This is a genomic window from Streptosporangium sp. NPDC023825 (assembly GCF_040639575.1).
Classification (GTDB): domain Bacteria; phylum Actinomycetota; class Actinomycetes; order Streptosporangiales; family Streptosporangiaceae; genus Streptosporangium.
Map to the genome: position 1 here is coordinate 52,760 of NZ_JBFAAE010000043.1, position 22,154 is coordinate 74,913.

25 protein-coding genes are annotated in these 22,154 nt (G+C 69.8%); 12 read left to right on the forward strand and 13 right to left on the reverse strand.

Features of this window, described 5'->3' with window-relative positions; translation table 11 throughout:
* Positions 1–121: 121 nt before the first annotated feature.
* Complete coding sequence (locus AB0G15_RS29820) at positions 122–331, reverse strand: hypothetical protein (RefSeq protein ID WP_362846125.1); 210 nt, start codon at positions 329–331, stop codon at positions 122–124.
* Here AB0G15_RS29820 and AB0G15_RS29825 point away from each other — a divergent pair.
* The gene (locus AB0G15_RS29825) at positions 330–728 is read left to right on the forward strand and encodes a hotdog domain-containing protein (protein ID WP_362846127.1); all 399 of its coding nucleotides are present in this window, start codon (positions 330–332) and stop codon (positions 726–728) included. The two genes, AB0G15_RS29820 and AB0G15_RS29825, sit on opposite strands and share 2 nt — an antisense overlap.
* Here the strand turns inward: AB0G15_RS29825 and AB0G15_RS29830 are convergent.
* The 6 genes from AB0G15_RS29830 to AB0G15_RS29855 form a co-directional block, all read right to left on the reverse strand.
* Positions 718–930, reverse strand: a complete 213-nt coding sequence (locus tag AB0G15_RS29830; protein WP_362846129.1) for a biotin/lipoyl-binding carrier protein — start codon at positions 928–930, stop codon at positions 718–720. The genes AB0G15_RS29825 and AB0G15_RS29830 overlap by 11 nt on opposite strands.
* A gap of 172 nt (positions 931–1,102) precedes the next feature.
* A complete protein-coding gene (locus AB0G15_RS29835; RefSeq protein ID WP_362697727.1) occupies positions 1,103–2,383 on the reverse strand; it encodes an HD domain-containing phosphohydrolase in 1,281 nt (426 codons plus the stop codon).
* On the reverse strand, positions 2,380–3,726 hold the full coding sequence (locus tag AB0G15_RS29840) for an HD-GYP domain-containing protein (protein ID WP_362846130.1): 1,347 nt from the start codon (positions 3,724–3,726) through the stop codon (positions 2,380–2,382). Before AB0G15_RS29840 ends, AB0G15_RS29835 begins: the two co-directional genes overlap by 4 nt.
* Positions 3,727–4,044: 318 nt before the next feature.
* The gene (locus AB0G15_RS29845) at positions 4,045–4,989 is read right to left on the reverse strand and encodes an NAD-dependent epimerase/dehydratase family protein (RefSeq protein WP_362846132.1); all 945 of its coding nucleotides are present in this window, start codon (positions 4,987–4,989) and stop codon (positions 4,045–4,047) included.
* Positions 4,990–5,040: 51 nt separating this feature from the next.
* Positions 5,041–5,307: a mycothiol system anti-sigma-R factor gene (gene rsrA, locus AB0G15_RS29850; RefSeq protein WP_362846134.1), complete on the reverse strand. Its 267-nt coding sequence runs from the start codon at positions 5,305–5,307 to the stop codon at positions 5,041–5,043.
* A gap of 64 nt (positions 5,308–5,371) precedes the next feature.
* Positions 5,372–5,977, reverse strand: a complete 606-nt coding sequence (locus AB0G15_RS29855; RefSeq protein WP_362697715.1) for a sigma-70 family RNA polymerase sigma factor — start codon at positions 5,975–5,977, stop codon at positions 5,372–5,374.
* 288 nt (positions 5,978–6,265) lie between these two features.
* On the opposite strand from AB0G15_RS29855, the gene AB0G15_RS29860 reads away from it, so the two are divergent.
* On the forward strand, positions 6,266–7,003 hold the full coding sequence (locus AB0G15_RS29860) for a methyltransferase domain-containing protein (RefSeq protein ID WP_362846136.1): 738 nt from the start codon (positions 6,266–6,268) through the stop codon (positions 7,001–7,003).
* A 142-nt stretch (positions 7,004–7,145) separates the two neighbouring features.
* Here AB0G15_RS29860 and AB0G15_RS29865 read toward each other — a convergent pair whose 3' ends face one another.
* A complete protein-coding gene (locus AB0G15_RS29865) occupies positions 7,146–7,484 on the reverse strand; it encodes a TraR/DksA C4-type zinc finger protein (protein WP_362846138.1) in 339 nt (112 codons plus the stop codon).
* Positions 7,485–7,811: 327 nt separating this feature from the next.
* Positions 7,812–8,549 carry an SOS response-associated peptidase gene (locus tag AB0G15_RS29870; protein WP_362846140.1) on the reverse strand — a complete coding sequence of 246 codons (738 nt, stop codon included), beginning with the start codon at positions 8,547–8,549 and terminating at the stop codon, positions 7,812–7,814.
* 208 nt (positions 8,550–8,757) lie between these two features.
* On the opposite strand from AB0G15_RS29870, the gene aroA reads away from it, so the two are divergent.
* Together aroA and rsgA are read left to right on the forward strand one after the other, a co-directional pair.
* The gene (gene aroA, locus AB0G15_RS29875) at positions 8,758–10,035 is read left to right on the forward strand and encodes a 3-phosphoshikimate 1-carboxyvinyltransferase (protein ID WP_362846142.1); all 1,278 of its coding nucleotides are present in this window, start codon (positions 8,758–8,760) and stop codon (positions 10,033–10,035) included.
* A gap of 76 nt (positions 10,036–10,111) precedes the next feature.
* Positions 10,112–11,170, forward strand: coding sequence for a ribosome small subunit-dependent GTPase A (rsgA, locus tag AB0G15_RS29880; RefSeq protein ID WP_362846164.1), 1,059 nt, complete (start codon positions 10,112–10,114; stop codon positions 11,168–11,170).
* Between the two features lie 227 nt (positions 11,171–11,397).
* Here the strand turns inward: rsgA and AB0G15_RS29885 are convergent, their stop codons facing one another.
* Positions 11,398–11,841 carry a DUF4442 domain-containing protein gene (locus AB0G15_RS29885; protein WP_362697701.1) on the reverse strand — a complete coding sequence of 148 codons (444 nt, stop codon included), beginning with the start codon at positions 11,839–11,841 and terminating at the stop codon, positions 11,398–11,400.
* Positions 11,842–11,980: 139 nt separating this feature from the next.
* Here AB0G15_RS29885 and hisN point away from each other — a divergent pair, with 139 nt between their 5' ends.
* From hisN to AB0G15_RS29915, 6 genes are all read left to right on the forward strand, one after another.
* Positions 11,981–12,784, forward strand: coding sequence for a histidinol-phosphatase (gene hisN / locus AB0G15_RS29890; RefSeq protein WP_362846144.1), 804 nt, complete (start codon positions 11,981–11,983; stop codon positions 12,782–12,784).
* A 646-nt stretch (positions 12,785–13,430) separates the two neighbouring features.
* Positions 13,431–14,441: a PstS family phosphate ABC transporter substrate-binding protein gene (locus tag AB0G15_RS29895; RefSeq protein ID WP_362846146.1), complete on the forward strand. Its 1,011-nt coding sequence runs from the start codon at positions 13,431–13,433 to the stop codon at positions 14,439–14,441.
* Complete coding sequence (gene pstC, locus AB0G15_RS29900; RefSeq protein WP_362846148.1) at positions 14,441–15,382, forward strand: phosphate ABC transporter permease subunit PstC; 942 nt, start codon at positions 14,441–14,443, stop codon at positions 15,380–15,382. Before AB0G15_RS29895 ends, pstC begins: the two co-directional genes overlap by 1 nt.
* Positions 15,382–16,272, forward strand: coding sequence for a phosphate ABC transporter permease PstA (gene pstA / locus AB0G15_RS29905; protein WP_362846150.1), 891 nt, complete (start codon positions 15,382–15,384; stop codon positions 16,270–16,272). The genes pstC and pstA overlap by 1 nt, the downstream gene beginning before the upstream one ends.
* 38 nt (positions 16,273–16,310) lie before the next feature.
* On the forward strand, positions 16,311–17,129 hold the full coding sequence (gene pstB / locus AB0G15_RS29910) for a phosphate ABC transporter ATP-binding protein PstB (protein WP_362697858.1): 819 nt from the start codon (positions 16,311–16,313) through the stop codon (positions 17,127–17,129).
* A 19-nt stretch (positions 17,130–17,148) separates the two neighbouring features.
* Positions 17,149–17,868 carry a response regulator transcription factor gene (locus AB0G15_RS29915; protein ID WP_362846152.1) on the forward strand — a complete coding sequence of 240 codons (720 nt, stop codon included), beginning with the start codon at positions 17,149–17,151 and terminating at the stop codon, positions 17,866–17,868.
* Between the two features lie 55 nt (positions 17,869–17,923).
* Here AB0G15_RS29915 and AB0G15_RS29920 read toward each other — a convergent pair whose 3' ends face one another.
* Together AB0G15_RS29920 and AB0G15_RS29925 are read right to left on the reverse strand one after the other, a co-directional pair.
* Positions 17,924–18,925: a serine hydrolase gene (locus tag AB0G15_RS29920; protein ID WP_362846154.1), complete on the reverse strand. Its 1,002-nt coding sequence runs from the start codon at positions 18,923–18,925 to the stop codon at positions 17,924–17,926.
* Positions 18,926–19,080: 155 nt separating this feature from the next.
* A complete protein-coding gene (locus AB0G15_RS29925) occupies positions 19,081–19,968 on the reverse strand; it encodes a phenylalanine 4-monooxygenase (protein ID WP_362846156.1) in 888 nt (295 codons plus the stop codon).
* 131 nt (positions 19,969–20,099) lie between these two features.
* Here AB0G15_RS29925 and AB0G15_RS29930 point away from each other — a divergent pair, with 131 nt between their 5' ends.
* Positions 20,100–20,567 carry an Lrp/AsnC family transcriptional regulator gene (locus tag AB0G15_RS29930; RefSeq protein ID WP_362846158.1) on the forward strand — a complete coding sequence of 156 codons (468 nt, stop codon included), beginning with the start codon at positions 20,100–20,102 and terminating at the stop codon, positions 20,565–20,567.
* A gap of 124 nt (positions 20,568–20,691) precedes the next feature.
* Here the strand turns inward: AB0G15_RS29930 and AB0G15_RS29935 are convergent, their stop codons facing one another.
* Positions 20,692–21,315 carry a TetR/AcrR family transcriptional regulator gene (locus AB0G15_RS29935; RefSeq protein ID WP_362846160.1) on the reverse strand — a complete coding sequence of 208 codons (624 nt, stop codon included), beginning with the start codon at positions 21,313–21,315 and terminating at the stop codon, positions 20,692–20,694.
* Between the two features lie 212 nt (positions 21,316–21,527).
* Here AB0G15_RS29935 and AB0G15_RS29940 point away from each other — a divergent pair, with 212 nt between their 5' ends.
* On the forward strand, positions 21,528–21,962 hold the full coding sequence (locus tag AB0G15_RS29940) for a nuclear transport factor 2 family protein (protein ID WP_362846162.1): 435 nt from the start codon (positions 21,528–21,530) through the stop codon (positions 21,960–21,962).
* Positions 21,963–22,154 lie beyond the last annotated feature (192 nt).

The following is a 22,154-nucleotide window of genomic DNA, read 5'->3' on the forward strand; positions in this document are numbered from 1 at the left end:
GTAACGCAGGAAACAGTCAACCCGGGTGCCACGGCGTCACCCCGAGATATCCGCGGCGAACTCCGTAAAACCCTACAAGGGTACGCAAAAAACACCTAAGCCGGGGTGAAACCGGCCGGTGTCAACCGCTCGTCGTGCCGTGCTCGGCGCAGCGCGCGGACCAGCCGCCGGGGGTCACCTGCACCACCATCCGGCGACGGCAGCGGGAACAGTAACGGGGCGGCTCCATCGCACGGGCCGCCAGGCACCCGGCGTGGTCGGCCTCGCCCTCCGGGCGCCCGCAGTGGTCGCAGTACGGGGTCACGGGACCAGACCCTATGCTGACGCGCATGACGCTCGCTCCCGGTCTGCAGGCACGGCTTCTCATCATGGTGGAAAGGGAGGACACCGCGACGAAGGTCGGCAGTGGCGACGTGCCGGTGCTGGCCACTCCCCGTCTGCTCGCCTTCGCCGAGCGGGCCACCGTCCAGGCGATCTCGGGCGCCCTGGCCCCGGGCCAGACCTCCGTGGGCACCCGGGTCTCCCTGGAGCACCTGGAGGCCAGCCCGATCGGCACGCACGTCGAGATCGCCGTCGAGCTCACCGAGGTCGACGGGCGCCGCCTGGTCTTCGGCTTCACCGCCCGCGACCGCAAGGCCGTCGTCGCCTCGGGAACGATCGAGCGCGTGGTCGTCGACCGCGAGCGCTTCCTCGCCCGGCTCGCCCGCGACGGCGGGACTACCCGATGACGGCGATCAGGTCGCCCTCCTGAATGACGTCGCCCTCGGCGACCTGCAGCTTGGTGATCACGCCGCCGTCCTCGGCGAGAACCGGGATCTCCATCTTCATCGACTCGAGGATGACCACGGGGTCGCCTTCCTCGACGGGGTCCCCCTCGGCCACGAGGATCTTCCAGACGTTCGCCACCATCTCGGCGCGGATCTCGGTCACCGGAAACTCCCATCGTTCAACGTTCCTCAACTGTGCCAGACGGAGCCGATCACGTCCGTATACGGGCCGCCAGTTCCGTGTCGCGGTTTCCTCCGGCGAACCCCGGCCGCTCAGGCGACCCGGCGTGGAACGGGGGAACCACTTGGACTTCCCCTCGTGGCCCGCGTGAGACCTAGAGACGGTGGATCGGGGCCAGTCTGTCGATCACCCGGGCCATCGCCTCCACGACCGTCGGGTCGTACTCCCGCCCCACGCCGAGCCGGAGCCGTTCGAGGGCAGCACCCGCCCGGTCGCGGTCGCTGGAACCACCGACGAGATCGTCGTAGGCGTTGGCCGCCTTGATGATGCGGCTGGCCATCGGAGGCTGCTCCGCGCAGGTGTCGCACTGGCGGCGGACGATCTCGGCCACCCGGTCCAGCACCCCGGTCTGCTTGATCACCTCCGCGCCCAGCTCGGCGATGCGCCGCGCCTGCTCGGGGTCGGTGAGGACCGTGGCGCCGCCGGGAATGGGATCGCGCAACGACAGCTGGCCGATGTCGTGCATGAGCGCGGCGTACTCCAGCTCCAGCAGCTCGGGCTCCGCCGTGCCGAGCTCCCGCCCGACCGCCACCGACAGGCGGCTCACCCGGCGGGAGTGCCCCGGCTCGACGTATCCGCCCACCTCGGTGACCCGCGCGAGCGCCCGTACGGTCTGCAGGTAGGTCGCCCTGATCCCGGCGTACTTGCGGAAGGCGACCTGGGTGACCAGCAGCGGCGCGGCGAAGACCAGCAGCGCGGTCATGCCCATGCTGTGCGAGGCGAGCGCGAGCAGGATGCCCGAGGCGGCGACGGCGGCTCCCAGCGGCGCGGCCATCCACAGCTCGTCGTGGACGGCCACCTTGAGGGCGGCACGCACCTGCTCGGCCCGCAGCACGGCGGCCAGCAGCACGTCGACCACCACCATGAGCAGGATGAACAGGGCCATCACCCCGAGCGCGGGCCACCAGCCGCTCTCCCCGCCCCTGGCCAGGTCGTACAACGGCCCGGCCAGGGGCCGGTAGGCCAGCGCGAGCAGGGCGCCGGTGAAGAGCCTGCGCGCCATCCCGTCCAGCTGGGGCGGGCGGCCCACCGCGAGGTGCGGCAGAGCCCCCGCGACCATGCCGGCCGCCAGCACCGCGACGACCTGCAGCGCCGAGTGCCGCGCGGGAACGCCGCCGATGTCCAGCAGGAGCGTGTAACCGAGCGCGGCCGCCGCGCCGATCGGCGCCACCTCCCTGTTGCCGGGCATGGTGAGCCTGGCCAGCTCCCCGATCGCGATCAGCGCGCCGAAGGCGACGGCGATCTGGGGGTCGAGCAGGCCGGTCGCGGCCGTGTGGGCCACCCCGGCCACCGCCAGGAGACCCGCCGCGCAGATCAGCAGGAGCTGGCCCGAGTCGAGCGTCTGGAAAACCCGGTTGGCGCCGGAGCCGTTCATCGCTCGGACACCACCTGGATGGGCATGGTCGGGTCGTCGTGGTCCTTCGCCGTGGTCTCCGACACGTCGACCGGGGGTGTGACGACCGTGCGCGGCGGCTCCCAGCCGTCACGGTCGACGGCCTTGACGAACGCGACCACCATCACCGGGTCGAACTGGGTGCCGGCGCCCTTGCGCAGCTCGGCCATCGCCACCTCGCGCGAGCGGGCGTTGCGGTAGGAGCGGTCGGAGGTCATCGAGTCGAAGGCGTCGGCCACCGCGATGATCCTGGCGAACTCCGGGATCTCGTCGCCCGCCAGCCCCATCGGGTAACCCTTGCCGTCCTGCCGCTCGTGATGGTGCATGATCCCGGCGAACGCCTCGTCCAGGAAGTCGATGCCGCGCACGATCTCCAGCCCGCGCATCGGATGGAGCTGGATGGCCGCGAACTCCTCCTCGCTGAGCGGACCGTCCTTCTGCAGCACCTTGGTCGGCACGCCCAGCTTGCCGACGTCGTGCAGCATCCCGGCGTAGCGAATCGCGCGCAGCCGCTCGGACCCCATGCCGATCTCCTCGGCGATCATTCCGGCGGCCAGGGAGACGCGGGTGCAGTGGCCGCGCGTGTAGTAGTCCTTGGTCTCCACGGCCTGGCAGAGCGCGGCGATCGTCGCGTCGTAGGAGCGCTGCTGCGCGAGATACTGGCCGAAGGCCCAGCGGGCCACGAAGAGCGGAAGCAGCACGAGCACCGCGGAGATCGAGCTGACCGTGGCCCACAGCCCGGCGATCAGCAACCCGAAGGTGGCGTAGCCGAAGTAGGAGACCATGAACTGCGCCACGCCCCGCAGCGGCACCTGGTCGGCCTGGCCGGTGAGCTTCAGCACGATCGCGATCAGGACGAAGTTGAGGGGCACGAAGACGGCCGCCGCGCCCGCGAACGGCACGATGATGTCGTCGAACCCGGCGATGGTCGGCACCCCGGACATGCCGCCGAGCCACACGTAGGCCCGGCCCGCGACGTAGCCGCAGATGGCGAACTGGGCGCTGTTGAACAGCCGCTTCACCAGCGGCAGGCCGGGCCGCACGCTGAACATGGCCGTCATGCCGACCAGCGCCGCCCCCTCGGGGCCGAGCAGCACCACCGCGGCGAGCACGGCGGAGAAGCTGACCGACACCGCGGCCTGCCGGACGTGCAGCAGGGTGGGCACCGACTCGCACACCAGGAACAGCAGGGCCAGCACCATGAGGTTGGACCAGTCGAGCAGATCCAGCCGGCCGTCCTCGGCCACGTTGTATCCGAGCAGCGCGAACGCGGCTCCGATGACAAGGATCAAATAGACCTTGGCGAACCATGGCAGTCCACGCAAAGCGGCCACCCTAGTGTTCCTAAAGGGCGCGTGCTCAGGTCCAGGAAATCCCAGGAAAGACCGGGGTGACCGTTTCCTTTAACATGCGCTGCCTCCACGTCGATTTCGCACCCAGGCTATCGAAGCGAACCTGATCAGGAGAGCGAGACGACCAATCGCAAGCAAAGCGTAATCAAGCAATCACCGGCCGCCATTGATATCCGGGACCGCTCCAGGTCGCTTGGGATCGCCTCGAAGGTCTGCGGCCTCACAGGCTCGTGGACCTGCGATCTCACAGGCTCGTGACCCGCGGCCTCACAGGTCAGGGACCCTGCGGCCTCACAGGCTCGCGAGCCTGGCCCTCGCCCAGTCGACGGTGCTCTTCAGCCCGACGGCCAGATCCGTCTGGGGACGCCAGCCGATCCCCTCGAACGCGGGGGCAGGGTCGACGGCCATCGCGGGGAGGTCGCCCAGGCGGGTGGGAGCCTCGCCCGGCTCGTCGGCGACCCCGGCCGCCTCCGCTATCAGGGAGTGCAGCCTCCGGTCGGTGGTCTGGACGCCGGTGCCCAGGTTGAAACGGCCGCCGCCGCCCTCGGTGCCGCAGGCGCGGGCGAAGCCGTCCACCACGTCGTCGACGAAGATGTAGTCGCGGGTCTGGGAGCCGTCGCCGTACACCACCGTGGGGGTGCCGTTGAGCAGCGCGTCGGTGAAGATGGCGACCACTCCCGCCTCGCCGTCGGGCGACTGGCGCGGGCCGTAGACGTTGGAGAGCACCAGCGTGGTGTAGTCGATGCCGTGCAGCGCCTTGAACGTGGCCAGGTAGGTCTCCGCGCTCAGCTTGGAGGCGGCGTACGGGGAGCGCGGGTCGGTCGCCGCGCCGCCGGGGACCGGGATGACCGCCGGCCTGCCGTACACCGCGACCGAGGAGGCGAAGACGATCTTGCGGGTGCCTCCGTGGTGGGCGGCCTGCAGGACCGACGCGGTGCCCTCGACGTTGAGCCGGGCGTCGTGGACCGGGTCGGCCACGCTCTTGCGCACGCTGATCTGCGCGGCGAGGTGGCAGACGACCTCGGGCCTCCACTCGGCGGCCAGGCCGATCAGGGCCGGGTCGCGGATGTCCATCACGTGCAGGGCGAACAGGGGACTCTCGGCGGCGTGGACCAGGTTGCCCCGGTCGCCGCCCGACAGGTCGTCCACGACCATGACCTCGTGCCCGTCGGCCAGCAGCCGGTCGACGAGGGTGGATCCGATGAATCCCGCCCCGCCGGTCACGAGTATGCGCATGGTGAACCCCCATCGTCGTATGGCCAAGGCCGTACGAGAGATCCTAGGAGGTCAGCGGGCCAGTTCGGAGCGCACCTGGTCGATACGGCTGAGCACCTTGGCCCGCAGGTCGGCCGAGGCCTGGTCACAGCCGCAGTGCTTGGCGACGAGCTGCTTGACGACCTGCTCCAGGCCGTACTCCTCCAGGCAGGGGTGGCACTCGTCCAGGTGCTCGCGGATGTCGGCGCAGTTGCCCTCGTCGAGCTCGCCGTCCAGGTAGGTGTAGACCTTGTCCAGGACCTCGCGACAGTCGGTGTCGTGGGGGTCGCCGCAGCTCATGCGATCACCCGGCCCCAGGGCAGGGAGCCCGTGCCGGCGGGCTCGTCGTTCCTGTCTCGCTCGCTCACTTCGCACCCTCCGCGGGAACCAGGCCACGCTCGCGGGCGTAGTCCTCAAGTTGGGTCCGCAGCTGGCGGCGGCCACGGTGCAGCCGCGACATCACGGTCCCGATGGGGGTCCCCATGATGTCGGCGATCTCCTTGTACGGGAAGCCCTCGACGTCGGCGAGATAGACCGCGATGCGGAACTCCTCGGGGAGCGCGGCCAGCGCCCGCTTCACGTCGGTGTCGGGGAGGTGTTCGAGCGCCTCGATCTCCGCCGACTTCAGCCCGGCCGAGGTGTGCGACTCGGCCCTGGCCAGCTGCCAGTCCTCGATCTCCTCGGCGCCCGACTGCTTGGGCTCCCGCTGCTTCTTGCGGTAACTGTTGATGAAAGTGTTCGTCAGGATCCGGTAAAGCCAGGCCTTGAGGTTCGTGCCTTGCTGGAACTGGTGGAAGGACGCGAAGGCCTTCGCGAAGGTCTCCTGAAGAAGGTCCTCGGCGTCCGCGGGGTTGCGGGTCATCCGAAGCGCGGCGGAGTAGAGCTGGTCGAGATAGGGCATGACATCCCGCTCGAACCGTGTGCTCCGCTGCTCCAGAGTCTCCTCGTCTGTCGCAGGGACCTGACCCACCCCCTTAAGATCGCCGGAGTCCTGCTGACGCGGGACACCGTACTGAGCGGAGAATACCCGCTCGTCAGGGATAGGCCGATCACCGGGGCGGGTGACGGGTTCGATCAAGGCGAGCATCTGCTTGCCAACCTCCGAAAGGATCGTGCGTTGTCCGCTTGCAACACACCCGCACTGCCATCTGTTCCCGCAAGATAGAAGGTGACGAACGACCCGGTACGGGGAAAAAGAAGGTACGTACCGGTAGGTAGTTGAAAGACCACCGGATCCTCCCGACGCCAGGAGCTGCTTGTGCTGCCCATCCCGGCCGAAGAGCTGAACGGCTCAGGTGCGCTCGGGCCGTACTGGACCTTTTACCACGCGGTCGTGGCCGAGCAACTGAGCCGATGGCTGCCGGAAACCCCGTCCACCGTCCTCGACATGTCCTGCGGCGACGGCCGCTGGGCCGTCCAGGCGGCGAAGGCGGGACACCGGGTGATCGAGGTGGTCGACTTCCGCAGGCCCGCGAACGGCCAGCCGCTGCACGACATCTCCAAGGTCAGCCAGGTACGCGCCGACGACCTTCGCTTCCTGCCCGACTGCAGCGTGGACGCCGTGCTCGCCGAGGAGCGCGCGATGTCGGTGGAGCTCATGGCCGAATCCGCGATCGGCGACGTCGCCCGGGTCCTGCGTCCCGGCGGCCGGGCGCTGGTCTGCGTCGACTCCCTGGTGCTGGGGATGGCGATCCTCGCCGAGCAGAACTACTGGGCCCATCTGCGCCAGACCGGCGAGGTCATGCTCGTGCCCTGGCCCGACGGCAGCATCACCCGGTGCTTCAGCAGCGCCCAGCTGCGCGAGCTGCTCACCGACGCCGGGCTGGAGGTCGAGTGGATACGACCTCGCACGGTGCTGTCCCCCTCCACGGTCGACCACGTGCTCGCCTCCGACTCCCGGGCACTCGCCTGGCTGGTCAACACGGAGCTGGACACCCACCCGGACGACGACGACACGGTGGGCATCCACCTGGTGGCCAGCGCCCGGCGCCCCTGAGGCGCGGCTACCGGGCGGGCCGGTGATTCCCCGGCGGCGCCTGCCCCGCACGCCCGCTGTGGACACCGGGCGGGGCCGGCGCCTGCACCGACGCGGGCCGCGGCTCGCGCCCCGGCCCGGATGGCCCGGATACCGGGCGGGGTCAGCGCCTGCGCTCGCGCCGGGACTGGCACGGCACGCAGCGGGCCGCCTCCGGACGCGCCTCCAGCCTGCTCTCGGGGACCGGCGCGCCGCAGTCCGCGCAGAGGCCGTAACCTCCCTCGTCCATCCGTCTGAGCGCCTCCAGCACCGAGCGCCGGTGCCGGGTGGCCACCTCCAGCAGGGCCCGGTTGCGATCGGAGTCGGTCAGGTCGGAGCCGGCGTCGGCCGGGGACCGATCCCGTTCCCGTACGGCGGGGGAGTCCCCGCGAAGCACTCCGATGGACCGGTCGAGTTCGGCGAGCATGCTCTCCAGGCGCTCGCGCGCGGTCGCGACATCCACGAATCCGCACCTCCGGGAAGCCGGGGCGGCCTGTGTGGGGATCCCCGACTCTCCCGTCAGGCGCAAAAAAAAGGGGGCTCTGTGACGGCGATCTCGTGACCTTGTCATCGCATCGAGTGACCTTGTCAGCGCATCGATACGCCACTCCGTCACGAGGAATCGCTTTCCTCACCGGATGCCCACTTGGCGAAAGTTTTACACCGGATCACCCGGCGCTTTCGGAAGGAGGGTAGCCGTCCCCTCGCCCCGGATCGAGTGCCCGGGCGTCACCCTCGCCCCGCGGCCTCGGATCACCCGGCGCTTGCGAGGAGGCGCCCGGCCGTCGCCCTACGCCTCCTTCATCGGCTCGACGAGCTCCGGACTGTTGTTGCGCACCGAGTTGACGGCGGTGGAGACCGGATGGATCTCCAGTCCCGTGGAGCCCGCCGGGATCAGGAACCCCTGCGCGTCGGGCACCCCGGGGTCGAGCCACTCGCCCCAGCGGTCGCGCTCGATCAGCATCGGCATCCGGTCGTGGACCCTGCCCGCCTCGTCCACGGCGTCGGTCGTGATGATCGTGCAGGTCACCAGCCAGGAGAGCGGGTCGTCGTCGGCCCGGCCCCGGTCCCGCCAGAACTCGTAAAGCCCCGCCATCGCCATCACGCCACCGTCGGCGGGGCGGACGAAGTAGGGCTGCTTCTTCGGCTTCCCCTTGGCGTCCTTCTCGTCCAGCACGGCCCACTCGTAGTAGCCGTCGGCCGGGATCAGGCACCTGCGCTCGGCGAACGCCTTGCGGTAGGCGGGCTTCTCCGCCACCGTCTCCACCCGCGCGTTGATCATCTTCGAGCCGATGGACGGGTCCTTCGCCCAGGCCGGGACCAGCCCCCAGCGGACCACGCGAAGCTGCCTGACCGGCCGGCCGTCCGGCTCGGCCTTCGGCACCCGGCTCATCACCGCGTACACCGGTTTCGTGGGCGCGACGTTGTAGTCGGGCCTGAGTTCCTCGTCGGCCGCTCCGTCGAGCTCGACCTGGAACTCCTCCAGCAACTCCTGCTTGGCCCGCGCAGATGCGTATCTTCCGCACATATCTCCACTTTCCCACGCCACGACACGCCGGGGAGTCCCCAACCCCATTTTTCGATCTTCCCGCGCCCCTGCCGGCGGTACCGCCGGGTGTCGCGGTGACGACGCTTTTACCCGGCCTGCCCGGCTCCTCACCTCATCGATCACGCGGACCCTTCCGTGCCCGGGCACGGAAGGGCGGCCAGGGGCGGGCACCGGTAGGCTTTTGACCATGTCCGCTCCGCTGTGGCCCGCGCCGACCGCGACCGAACCCGTCCGCGCGACCGTCCCCCTGCCCGGGTCGAAGTCCGTGACCAACCGCGCGCTGCTGCTCGCCGCGCTGGCCGAGGGACCCGGCACGGTACGCCTGGCGCTGCGCAGCCGCGACGCCGACCTGATGGCGGACGCGCTGCGGGCGCTGGGCGCGACGATGGTCCCCTCCAACGAGAGCGCCTCCGGCGTCGACTGGGCGATCACGCCCGGCCCCGTCACCGGCGGGGCACGCATCGACGTGGGGCTGGCGGGCACGGTCATGCGCTTCGTGCCGCCGATGGCGGCGCTGGCCGGGGGCGAGGTCTTCTTCGACGGCGACCCGCACGCCCGCAAGCGCCCGATGGGCCCGATCCTGCACGCGCTGCGCGCCCTCGGCGCCGAGGTGAGGGGCGACGCGCTGCCGTTCACGGTGCGGGGACCGCTGGCCGGCGGCGAGGTCAGGCTCGACGCGTCCGGCTCGTCGCAGTTCCTCTCCGGCCTGCTGCTGACGGCGGCGCGCTTCGAGAAGGGCGTGACGGTACGCCACGAGGGCCCGCCGATCCCCTCGCAGCCGCACATCCGGATGACCGTCCAGATGCTCCGCGAGTTCGGCGTCGTGGTGGACGACTCCGAGCCCGACGTCTGGCGGGTCGAGCCCGGCCCCATCGGGGCGAGGGACTTCACGGTGGAGCCCGACCTGTCCAACGCCGCCCCCTTCCTGTCCGCCGCCATGGTGACCGGCGGCACGGTCACCATCCCCGACTGGCCCGCGCGGACGACCCAGCCGGGCGACCAGCTGCGCACGCTGCTGGCCGGCATGGGCGCCTCGGTGGAGCACACGCCCGAGGGCCTGGCCGTCACCGGCACCGGGCGGATCACCGGCATCGAGGCGGACCTGCGCGACGTGGCCGAGCTGACCCCGACGATCGCCGCGCTGGCCGCCCTCGCGAGCTCCCCCAGCAGGATCGGCGGCGTCGCCCACATCCGCGGGCACGAGACCGACCGGCTGGCCGCCCTGGTCGCCGAGATCAACGGTCTCGGCGGCGACGCGAACGAGACCGAGGACGGCCTGGAGATCAGGCCCCGCCCGCTCACCGGCGGGGTGTTCCACTCCTACGCCGACCACCGGATGGCCACCGCCGGAGCGGTGATCGGGCTGGCCGTGCCCGGCGTCGAGGTGGAGGACATCGCCACCACGGGTAAAACCCTCCCCGAGTTCGCCTCCATGTGGGCGGACATGCTGCGCGGCGCGCGGTGAGGGGCGACCGGTCGGCACGGTCGACAGGCCCCGCGGCCCTTCTCGGGGGCAGACCGGGCCGGACAAGGCGGAGAAACTGAGAAAGCGCGAGTACGACGAGGACGACGTCAGGGTCAGGCCGGGGAAGGGATCCCGGCCCCGGACCCGGATTCGCCCTGCTCACGAGGACGCGATCCCGGGGTTCGTGGTCGCCGTCGACCGCGGGCGCTACACGTGCCTGGTCGAGTCGGCGGGCGAGAAGGGCCGCCGCCGCAAGAAGGACCACGCGGAGGGCGCAGCGATGAGCGGCCGGGTCGTGGTCGCCATGAAGGCCCGCGAGCTGGGCCGCAAGGGCATCGTGGTCGGCGACCGGGTGGCCCTGGTGGGCGACGTCTCCGGTATGGCCGACACGCTGGCCCGCGTCGTGCGGGTGGAGCCCCGCACCTCCATGCTCCGCCGCTCCGCGGACGACACCGACGACACCGACGGCATCGAGCGTCCCGTGGTCGCCAACGCCGACCAGCTCGTCATCGTGACGGCCCTGGCCGATCCGCCGCCCCGGCCCCGCATGATCGACCGGATGCTCGTCGCGGCCTTCGACGCCGACATCGACCCGATGCTCTGCCTCACCAAGTCCGACCTCGCCTCGCCCGACGAGCTGGTCTCGCTGTACGACCCTCTCGGGGTGCCGTACGTGGTGGTCCAGAAGGGGGGCGGCCTGGAAGAGGTGCGAGAGCGCCTGAAGGGCCGGATCAGCGTGCTCGTCGGCCATTCGGGGGTGGGAAAGTCGACGCTGGTCAACGCCCTGGTGCCGGACGCCAACCGGGCCGTCTCCCACGTGAACGCGGTGACCGGCCGGGGGCGTCACACCTCCACGTCGGCCGTCGCCCTGGAACTGCCGGAGGGCGGCTGGATCATCGACACCCCGGGAGTGCGCAGCTTCGGACTGGCCCACGTCTCGGTCGAGACGGTCCTGGCGGGCTTCCCCGACCTGATCGAGGGCACCGTCCAGTGTCCGAAGGGCTGCAACCACCTCTCCGAGGAGTGCGCCCTGGACGCCTGGGTGGCGGCCGGGCACGCCGACCCGGCCCGGCTCGCCTCCCTGCGCCGCCTGCTCGCCAGCCGCGAGGGCGCCTCCGACGACGACCAGTCGTGAGTGCGCGCCGGGAACAGGGCCGAGGCTCGGCGAAGCGGACGGGCGGCCGGCGAAGCCCGCCGTGACGCGCCGTCACCGGCCGCCGCCGTCACCGGGCCTCTGCCGCCGGGCTGCCGTCGCCGCCGGTGGAGCATCGGCGGTCCGGCACGGCCTCGGCGGTTCAAGCGGTCCGGCACGGCGTCGGCGGTTCGGTACAGCGTCAGCGGTTCAAGCGGTCCGGCACGGCGTCAGCGGTTCAACCGGAAGGCCCAGGCGACGGTCATCTCGGACACGAGGGTGCCGTCGGCGGTCCTGATCTCGACGGCGACGTCGAACTCGGGACGCTCTCCCGCGTCCAGCGTGGCCACGACCTCCTCGCGGGAGCCCTGGAGGCGGGCCTCCGCGACGACCTCTCCCTTCGCGAGCTTCAGATAGCGGATCGCCGCGCTCTTGGCCAGCGGGGTGGCCCGTGACAGCTGGTCGCCGAAGGTGGAGAGCATCGCGGCACCGGAGGCCGTCTCCGCGACGCTGAACAGGGCTCCGGCGTGCGGGCCTCCCACATGGTTGTGCAGATCGGTCCGGTCGGCCATCCGGGCGACGGCGAAGCCCGGTTCCACCTTGTCGAACGAGATGCCCAGCGTCCTGGCGAACGGGACGCTCTGCAGCATGAACTCACCCACGTCAAAGGTCATGCCGAAATGCTACTCGCCAGTAACACCGATGCCAACGGATGTTTCACGCGGTATCCGAGCCTGGTGGGACGCGACACGATTGTTCCGCTTGCTCCCTGATCTCTGCCATTCGGCCGTCGACGCGATAGCGTTGGCGCCCGTGACGGGTTACAACGACGATCTTCGCCTCGCGCACGTCATGGCCGACGCCGCCGACGATCTGACCATGCGCCGGTTCAAGTCCATGGACCTGCGGGTGGAGACCAAACCCGATCTCACGCCGGTGAGCGATGCCGACCAGGCCGCCGAGGAGGCGATCCGCGCCGCACTCGGCCGGGCCAGGCCGCGCGACGCCGTCATCGGCGAGGAGTTCGGCGCGAGCGGCCACGGCGACCGCTCGTGGATCATCGACCCGATCGACGGCACCAAGAACTACGTGCGCGGAGTGCCCGTCTGGGCCACGCTCATCGCCCTGATGGACCAGGGCCGCGTCGTCGTGGGCCTGGTCTCCGCTCCCGCCCTCGGCCGCCGCTGGTGGGCCGCCCGAGACAGCGGCGCCTGGACCGGCAAGAGCCTCACCAAGGCCACGCGGTGCCAGGTCTCCTCCGTCACCAATCTCGAGGACGCCTCGTTCTCCTACTCCAGCATCGGCGGCTGGGAGGAGGCCGGAAAGCTCGACGCGTTCCTCGACCTGAACCGCTCCGTCTGGCGTAGCCGCGCCTACGGCGACTTCTGGTCGCACATGCTGGTCGCCGAGGGCGCGGCCGACGTGTCGGCGGAACCCGAGCTCTCCCCGTGGGACATCGCGGCGCTGACCGTGATCGTCGAGGAGGCGGGCGGCATCTGGACCGACCTGTCGGGCGTGCCCGACGTCGACGGCGGCAGCCTGCTGTGCAGCAACGGCCCCCTGCACGGCGAGGTCCTCAAACGCCTTGGCAGCGGACCGCTGACCCTCCCCGCCTAGCGACCCGTCACCCGCTCCGCCCTTCCCGCCCGGCGACCGGTCACCCTCCCCGCTCCTTCCCACCCGGCGACCCGTCACCCGCTCCGCCCTTTCCCCTCGGCGACCGGTCACCCTCTCCGCTCCTCCCCGATCCTCCCCGCCCGGCGGCCTCTCACCTGACCCCGCCCGGGAGGCCCGTCACCCGCCCTGCCCCCGCTCAGCGGCTCCCACCTGCCCCTGGGCGGCCCCACCTCTCACTCGGCGACCCCCCGTCGCCCGCCCGCTCGCCGGCCGGCCCCCTCCCCGCCCGGGAGCGTCCGCGCGGTTCCGTTCCGGGTCGTGCCGGACACCCGGCCGCGTTACCCACCGCCGGATGTCGGGAAGGTGAACACATCGGCACGTCCGCGAGGACGACGGCCGGACACGGGAACGTTCCGGCGGAAGGCTCCCGCGCCGGGCCACGTCCGGACCAGGGAGTCTCCAAGGCCCTGCTCGCCGGGCCCGCCGGACCGTAAACCGGACGCAAAATCCCGTTGAGGTTCCGGTATTCACATCCGTGGGCCTACCTCTTCCGGCCCCGGTCATGGCTCGTTTCACTTCCGTTCACTTTGCCCCACTTTCATCGGAGGCATCGAGAACAGATCTCACTACGGAGAAGGAACATACCGTGACCAGTGGACAGCGCCGCCTCAGCGCGGTGGCGACGGCCGCGCTCGTCGTATCGCTCGCGGCCGCTTGTGGTGGCGACGCCAAGCCCAACAGTGACGGCAGCACCGCCGCCCCCACCAGCGCGTCCTCCGCCGAGGCGGGTGCCGGCGCGGCCCTGACCGGCGAGATCAAGATCGACGGCTCCAGCACCGTGGCGCCCCTCACCCAGGCCGCCTCCGAGCTCTTCGGCGAGGAGCAGCCGCAGGTCAAGGTGCCGGTCGGCACCTCGGGCACCGGCGGCGGCTTCGAGAAGTTCTGCGCCGGCGAGACGGACATCTCGAACGCCTCCCGCGCGATCAAGGACGAGGAGAAGGCGGCCTGCGACGCGAAGGGTATCAAGTTCACCGAGCTCACGGTGGCCGTCGACGCGCTGACCGTGGTGGTTCCCAAGGAGAACGACTGGGTCACCTGCCTCACCACCGACCAGCTCAAGAAGATATGGGAGCCGGCGGCCGAGGGCAAGATCAAGACCTGGAAGGACGTCGACGCCAAGTTCCCGGCCGAGGAGCTCAAGCTCTACGGCCCCGGCACCGACTCCGGCACCTTCGACTACTTCACCGACGAGATCAACGGTGAGGAGGGCGCCAGCCGCAAGGACTACAGCCCGAGCGAGAACGACAACGACATCGTCACCGGTGTCGAGGGCGCCAAGGGCGGCCTGGGCTACTTCGGCTTCACCTACTTCGAGGAGAATGCCGAGAAGCTGAAGGCCGTGGAGATCGACTCCGGCAGCGGCTGCGTGGCCCCGAGTGTCGAGGCGGCCCAGGGTGGCAAGTACACTCCGCTCGCCCGCCCGCTGTTCGTCTACCCCTCCGCCGCCGCGGTGAAGCGGCCCGAGGTCGCGGCCTTCCTCGACTACTACGCGTCCAACATCAACGTGATCGCCAAGGACGCGAAGTACATCCCGCTGAACCCCGAGCAGGAGGCCAAGCTCAAGGCTGACATCACCGCGCTGAAGAGCGCCGGCTGATGTCGGCCCAGCACCGCATGACCGTTCCAGGGGCCCCGGGGTCCCTGGCGCGGTCGCGCCCGCGTTACGGCGAGTTCGTCATCAAGGCCGTTCTCCTGGCCGCGGCGATGGTGTCGGTGGCGACCACGATCGGCATCGTCATCGCGCTCCTCGAGCCGACCATCGAGTTCTTCGGTTCGGTGAGCGTCGGGGAGTTCTTCGGCTCCACCAACTGGGGGCCGCTGTTCAACCCGCCGTCGTTCGGCGTGTGGCCGCTCATCGTCGCCACCCTGGAGATCACCCTGATCGCCGTCGTGGTCGCCGTACCGCTCGGCCTAGCCGCCGCGATCTACCTGTCGGAGTACGCCTCCCACCGGACCCGCAAGATCTTCAAGCCGGTGCTCGAGGTTCTCGCGGGCGTCCCGACGGTGGTCTTCGGCTTCTTCGCCCTCACCTTCGTCACCCCGCTGCTGAGGGACGTCTTCCCCTTCCTGGACCTGGACGGCAAGAACGCGCTCGCCGCCGGCCTCCTGGTCGGCGTGATGATCATCCCGATCGTCGCGTCGCTGTCGGAGGACTCGATGGCCGCGGTGCCCAACGGCCTGCGCGAGGGCTCGTACGCCCTCGGCGCCTCCAAAATGCTCACCTCGGTACGCGTCGTCGTCCCCGCCGCGTTCTCCGGCATCGTCGCCGCCATCATCCTGGCGGTCTCCCGGGCCGCGGGCGAGACGATGATCGTCGCGATCGCCGGCGGTTTCAAGTCCGTCTTCACGCTCTACCCGGGCAACGAGATGGCCACGATGGCGGCCTTCATCGCCCAGGCCGGCTCCGGCGACGCCTCGGTCGGCTCGATCGCCTACAAGACCATCTTCGCGGTGGGTTCCCTGCTCTTCGTGATCACCTTCGCGATGAACTACCTCAGCGCCCGCATGGTCCAGAAGTATCGCGAGGTCTACGACTGATGGCCATCCTCTCCACCCCCCGCTCGGCCGTGCAGCTGGCGAGCAAGGGACGCCCTCTCAAGGAACACCTCTTCCGCATCGCATTGCTGGCCAGCCTCGCGATCGCCCTCCTGTTCCTGGCCATGCTGCTGGTCTACGTCGTCGAGGAGGGCTGGCCCCGGCTCAACTCGGTGCTGTGGGAGAACCAGCCCTCGATCCGCCGCCCGGAGACGTCCGGTATCCAGTCGGGCATCTTCGGCACCCTGTGGATCATCGGGCTGACCGCGCTCATGGCCCTGCCCACCGGCATCCTCGCGGCGATCTACCTCGAGGAGTACGCCGACAGGACCAAGTGGTACAACAAGCTGATCGAGCTGAACATCTCCAACCTGGCGGCCGTTCCCTCGATCGTCTACGGCATCCTCGGCCTGGGGATCATCGCCCGCTGGATGCAGTTCGGCTTCACCGTGATGACCGGCGCGGTCACCATCTCGCTGCTCGTCCTCCCCATCGTGATCATCTCCGCCCGCGAGGCCATCCGCGCGGTGCCGCCGTCGATCCGCGAGGGCTCGCTGGCGCTGGGCGCCACCCAGTGGCAGACCATCTACCGCCAGGTGCTCCCGGCGTCGATCCCGGGCATCGCGACGGGCTCGATCCTGGCCCTTTCCCGCGCGATCGGCGAGGCCGCCCCGTTCCTGATGCTCGGTGCCGCGACGCTGGTCCGGTTCAACCCCGAGGGCGTCTGGAGCAGTTTCACCGTCCTGCCGCTGCAGATCTACAGCTTCATCAGCCGTCCCCAGGAGGAGTTCGCCGTCCTCGCCGCGGCGGCGATCGTGATCCTGCTGGCGATCCTGCTCCTGATGAACTCCGTCGCCATCTGGCTCCGTAACCGCTATCAGAAGCGCTGGTGAGGTAAGAGATGTCCGAGATTGGAATTTCCGTGCCGAACGTGAACGTGCGCGGCCCCGAAGTCCCCCGCACCATCGAAGCCCTCGACCCGGTCTTCACCGTCTCCAACCTCAGCGTCTTCTACGGCGACTACGAGGCGGTACGCGGGGTCAACCTGACCATCGGCAACCGCGAGATCACGGCCATGATCGGCCCGTCCGGCTGCGGCAAGAGCACCGTGCTCCGCTGCTTCAACCGGATGAACGACCTCATCCCCGGCGCCCGCGCGGCCGGCGAGATCCTGTACCACGACGAGAACCTCTACGGCGACCACGTGGACCCGATCGAGGTCCGCCGCCGGATCGGCATGGTCTTCCAGAAGCCGAACCCCTTCCCCAAGTCGATCTACGACAACATCGCCTACGGTCCCCGGGTCAACGGGATCAAGGGCAACATGGACGAGATCGTCGAGGAGGCGCTGACCAAGGCGGCCCTCTGGGACGAGGTCAAGGACAAGATCAAGCAGAACGCGCTCTCCCTGTCCGGCGGACAGCAGCAGCGCCTGTGCATCGCGCGGGCGATCGCGGTGAAGCCCGACGTCATCCTGATGGACGAGCCCTGCTCGGCCCTGGACCCGATCGCGACCACCAAGATCGAAGACCTGATGCAGGAGCTGACGCGCGACTACACGATCGTCATCGTCACCCACAACATGCAGCAGGCCGCCCGCGTCTCGGACCGCACGGCCTTCTTCACCGCCGAGGTGGACGAGGCCGGCGTGCGGCACGGCCGCCTGGTGGAGTTCGACGAGACCAGCCGCATCTTCACCAACCCCACCGACAAGCGGACCGAGGACTACATCACCGGCCGCTTCGGCTAACCCATATTGGAGGATCCGGGTGATCCAGCCGCAGACGGCACCAGAGGTGGACGGGGACACACGGACGGCGCCCATGCTGCTGGTGGCCGATCCGGAGGTGGCCATGGTCCACGACCTGGCCGCCGTCCTGGAACGCGAAGGGGTGCAGGTCATGGGCGTCACCGACGGCGCCCAGGCCCTGTTGCAGGCCGGGGCGTTCCGTCCCGACGTCGTTCTCGTCAGCGCCTCACTGCCGGTCATAGGGGCGGTGGAGTTCGTCCGCGCGGTACGGCTGACGCGGGCGATCCCCGTCCTGCTGGGCGTGGGCGAGGGTCATGCCCAGCAGGCCGTCCAGGCACTGACGGCCGGAGCCACCGCGTGCGTGGCCCGGCCGTACCGGGTACCCGAGTTGCTGCCGCTGATCCACGCCGCGTTCACCGGCGAGGCCGGAACCCGCAGGGCACTCGTGGTCGGCCCGGTGGAACTCGACGTCAACGCCTACCAGGTGAGGGTCGGCGGCAGGGTCGTCCACCTGCCGCTGCGCGAGTTCGAGCTGCTGCACTACCTGATGCGCAACGCGCACCGCACGGTGACGCGGGAGCAAATCATGCGGCATGTCTGGAACTCCGCCGACACGACCTCGACCAACACCATCGCGGTGCACGTCAAGCGTCTCCGCGCCCGCCTGGGCGACAACGACGACCAGCTGATCCAGACCGTACGAGGAGTGGGCTACCGGCTGGTCGACAGGACGGCGTGACACGTACGCGCTCCCGCGCTCCCGCGGTCCGTGAGCCCGCGGCCCCGCGGACCGCTCAGTTCGCGGCCGTCCCGCAGCCGCGCCCGCCCCTGAAGGCGTCCATGAGGCGCTCGGTCACGCCCTCGATCCTGGCGATGCCGGTCTCCATGCTCGGACTGTCCTCGGTGAGGACGGCCACCGCGTAGTCGTGCCCGTGCCCGCGGATCAACCCTGCGCTGGCGACCGCCCAGCGCCCGTTCGCCGCGTGCCGCAGCCAGCCGTTCTTCAGCGACACCTCGTCCTTCCCGCACGCCCCGGCGCTGATCCCCCACTTCTGCTCGGGGGCCACCCTCTCCATCAGCCCGAGCACCTTGCGGCGTTCCGAGGGGGCCAGCGGGCTCTCACCGGTGGCCAGCGCCTTGACCAGCCGGATCTGGTCCTCGGTGGTGGTCTGCGCGACGCTCCAGCAGTACAGGTCCACGCACCGCCTGCCGGGGGTGTAGGTGCGCTTGAGGCCCAACCTGCGGTTCGCCCTGGTCAGGCCGGGTTCCAGCCCGATCCGCTCGTACAGCCGGTCGGCCGCCTCGTTGTCACTGAAGCGGATCATGTTCTTCGCGTCGGCCCTGGCCCGCTCGCCGAGCTCGCGCCACCGCGTCCCGAGCAGCAGTGCCGTCAGGATGCTCACCTTGGAGGTGTTGGCCGACGGCAGCTGGAGGGTGTGGTGGTAGCTGTAGCGCCGGCCGGTGCCCAGGTCGTACACCGAGGCGGCGGTCCGGCCGCCGTATTTCGCGAGGAACACGTCCAGGGTGTGCCCGAGCTCCTTGGGGAGGATCTTCGGGGAGCGGGCGGCCCGTACCCCTCCGGGCGCCCGGGGTGCCCCGGCGCCGGGGAAGACGGGCGCCGGGACCGCCGGGACCACGGCCAGGAACGGTGCGGGGGGAGGCGTACCGGACGTCGGAACGACCGGTGCCGCCTGCCGCGAGGGAGACGGTGTCGGCATGCTCACCGGCGTCAGGCTCTGACACGTGCTGCAGGCGGTGGCCTGCGCGGTGACCAGCAGGACGGCGGCCGCGGCCACCCGATTCCTTGCTCTCATCATCCACCCCAACCGTCTCCCCCATTACGTGACGATCGGGATATATCCCGCAACACGTAACAATAAGACGATCAACTGGAATCTAGCCTGAAACAGGGCGTGCGCTATAGAACATCCCGCCGAACCGATGCCCGCTCTTAGCGAACGCCTGCGATTAGCCGGGCGATACTCTCGTCATCGCAGGTCGCCCAGAAGTCCCCGACGATGTCCTCGAGGTGCCCCAGCGACTCCGCCCGGAAGAGTACGTCCTGATATTTCGTGATGTCGTAGTGCGTGGTACCCATGGCGGCGATGTCCAGCGGGCGAATGTCCATCCCCCGGAACTCCTCGATCTCCCCGTACGAGGACAGGATTCCCGCGCCGTACGCCCGCAACTCGCCCTGGTCCGTCATCACGCCGAACTCCATCGTGAACCAGAAGATCTTCGAGATGAACTCCAGCGCGTCCTTGCCCTCGACCCGCCGGGCCGCCTGCCCCGCCAGGCGGTACAGGCGTGAATAGCGGTCGGAGGCCAGCGCGTTGGCGTGGCCGATCACCTCGTGGATCACGTCGGGCTCCGGCGTGTACAACGGCGTGGAGTGGTGCCGGATGTACTGCGTGGAGTGGAAGAGCCCGTCCGCCAGGACACCGTAGAAGTCCCTGAGCGGCACCAGCCCGGCGGCCGGGACGTAGCGGAACCCGGTCAGCGGCTCCAGCAGTTCGCTGACCTCCTGGAGCTGCGGGATGCGCTCGGCCGGCAACCCGAGCCGCTCGGTCGCGCGCAGATACTCGGCCGTCGCGTACTTGTGGTGTTTCAAGCCGAGTTCCCGGCTGACCAGGGCCCACACCTCGTGCTCCTGATCGGTGTACTCGGCCGTCGGGATCGGCGTACCGGGCACGTACCCCACCGCGAGCGCGGCGATCGCGTTGCGGCGTGCGCGGTAGACCGGGTCGGCGAAACCGGGGTGGCCGGCGCCGAGCTCGACCTCGATCGAGCCGTCGTCACGGGTCGCCACCGGTGCGAAGTACTGTGCTTCCTCGAACATAGATGAAATGACAGCAATATCCGGAAACGTTGGCAAGAGCAGCCAGTTCTACTGGGCGATCCGCACAGAAACGTACGGTAACACCTCGTCTATGCTGGTCGAATCGCCCAATCTGACGGGATCCTGAGGAGATGTCGATCGACGAGCTGGACGGCCGCCTCCTGATCACCATGCGTGCCAACCCGCGTATCGGCCTGACCGAGCTGGCCCGCCTGCTCGGCGTGGCCCGGGGCACCGTGCAGGCCCGTGTCGAGAAACTGATCGCCCGCGGCGTCGTGGCCGACTTCGGTCCCACCGTGAGCCCCGAGGGCGCCGGATACCCGATCCTCGCGTTCGTCTCGCTGCAGATCGCCCAGGGCCGCCTGGAGGAGGCCGTACGGGCACTGGAGCCCCTTCCCGAGATCCTGGAGGTGTACGGCACCAGCGGCCAGGCGGACCTGCTCTGCCGCGTGGTGGCCCGCAGCACCCCCGACCTCCAGGAGATCATCGCCCGCATCCTGGCCTCCCCCGCGGTCCAGCGGACGGACACCACGATCGCCCTGTCCATCCAGGTTCCCTACCGGATCGAGCCCCTGCTCCACGCCGCCTCCGGCGCCTGATCCCGGGCCACGGCCTCCTGTCTTTGTAGCGGTTCCCTCGTAACGGGCTACGCGGTCCCTTGAGCGGGCCTTCCCTCAGTCGTCTTCCCTGAGCCGGCCTCCCGCAGCCGAGGGACACCATGGGTCATCGGCGGCCCTCAGGCGTCCGCAGACCGGCGAAGACGATCGCCAGCGTGCGACGCTGCAGGTCGCCATCCCAGCCCGCGTGGAGTGCCCCCTGGCAGATGCCGGTGAGCAGGGCGATCACCTCGTCGAGACGGACGTCCTCGCGGACGGCGCCGGCCTCCTGGGAGCGAGCGAGGAGCGTCTCGATCCCCTCGCGCAACATCCGCACCGAGCTCGCGACCTGGAGATCGACACCTGTCTCGGCCAGGAGACCGACGACGGTCCTCTTCCGCGCCGCCTGCTCGACCATGCGGGTGACGAAGGTGAACAGCGCCTCCCCGGGCGCGTCGTCGGCGGCGAGCTCGGCCATCTCCCCGTCCAGCCTGCCCAGGAGGCCCTTCATGATGGCCTGCAGCAGGGCCTGCTTGGTCGGGAAGTGCTTGAAGACCGTGCCTATGGCCACCCCCGCACGGGTGGCGACCTCCTCGGTCGACGCGGAGGGGCCCTTCTCGGCGAAGACGGCCTCCGCCGCGGCGAGGATGCGCTCCCGGTTGCGCTGGGCGTCCGCACGCAACGGCTTGGCGTCCCCGGGACCACCCGTCGGATCGCCCGTCCCGCCCGGTGAAGAATTCGTGGGGGTCATCCAGCCGGCCTTCCCTTTTCCCGTCGTGTTTCCCGCCGCACCTGTCCGTGCCCGCAGGCCTGTCGATGCCCGCGGAGGGCGGCGTCCTCGCACATGAGATGAAGTACGACATCTCCACACGCGAGATATGGCGTTGACAAAGTGAGTCTCCACTCACGATCATAAAGATGAGTTTCCACTCATCTTAGTGACCGGCACGAAGGGGATCCACCATGACCGAATCCACCGTCACCCCCGGCCCTCGCGAGATGTTCGAGCGCGTACGGCGGCACTGGCTCGAGAACCTCGGCGGCTTCGGGAGCGAGCTGGCCGACAATGCCGTCATCGAAGTCCCCTTCGCTCCGCCGGGCAGACCCAGGAGGCACGAGGGAAAAGAGGCGTTCCTGCTCTTCGCCGGCCCTGAACAGGCGGCCTTCGCCCGGCGGTTCGCCTTGGACGAGGTCCGTGAGGTGGTCGTCCACGAGACCGCCGACCCCGAAGTCATCGTTGTCGAATACGAGCTCGCCGGGAGGGTCCTCGCCACCGGCCTGCAGGCCTCCTCTCCCTTCATCGGAGTCCTCAGGGTGCGGGACGGGAAGATCGTCAGCTGGCGGGAATACCAGAACACTCTGGCCATGATCGAGATCATGGGACGGCCGGGAACCTGACGAACGCCTCCGAAATGCCGTTGGGAAGGCCCCGGAGCCGTTGGGAAGGCCCCGGACCGGGCCGCGCACCGTCCCCCGCACCGTCCCATGAGCAGGACCGGGAACCGGATCCGGGACGGGCCCCGACAGATCCGGAAAGGATCCCGGCAAACCCCGGAAAACAGGAGAAGCTCCCAGAAAACAGGTCCGGAA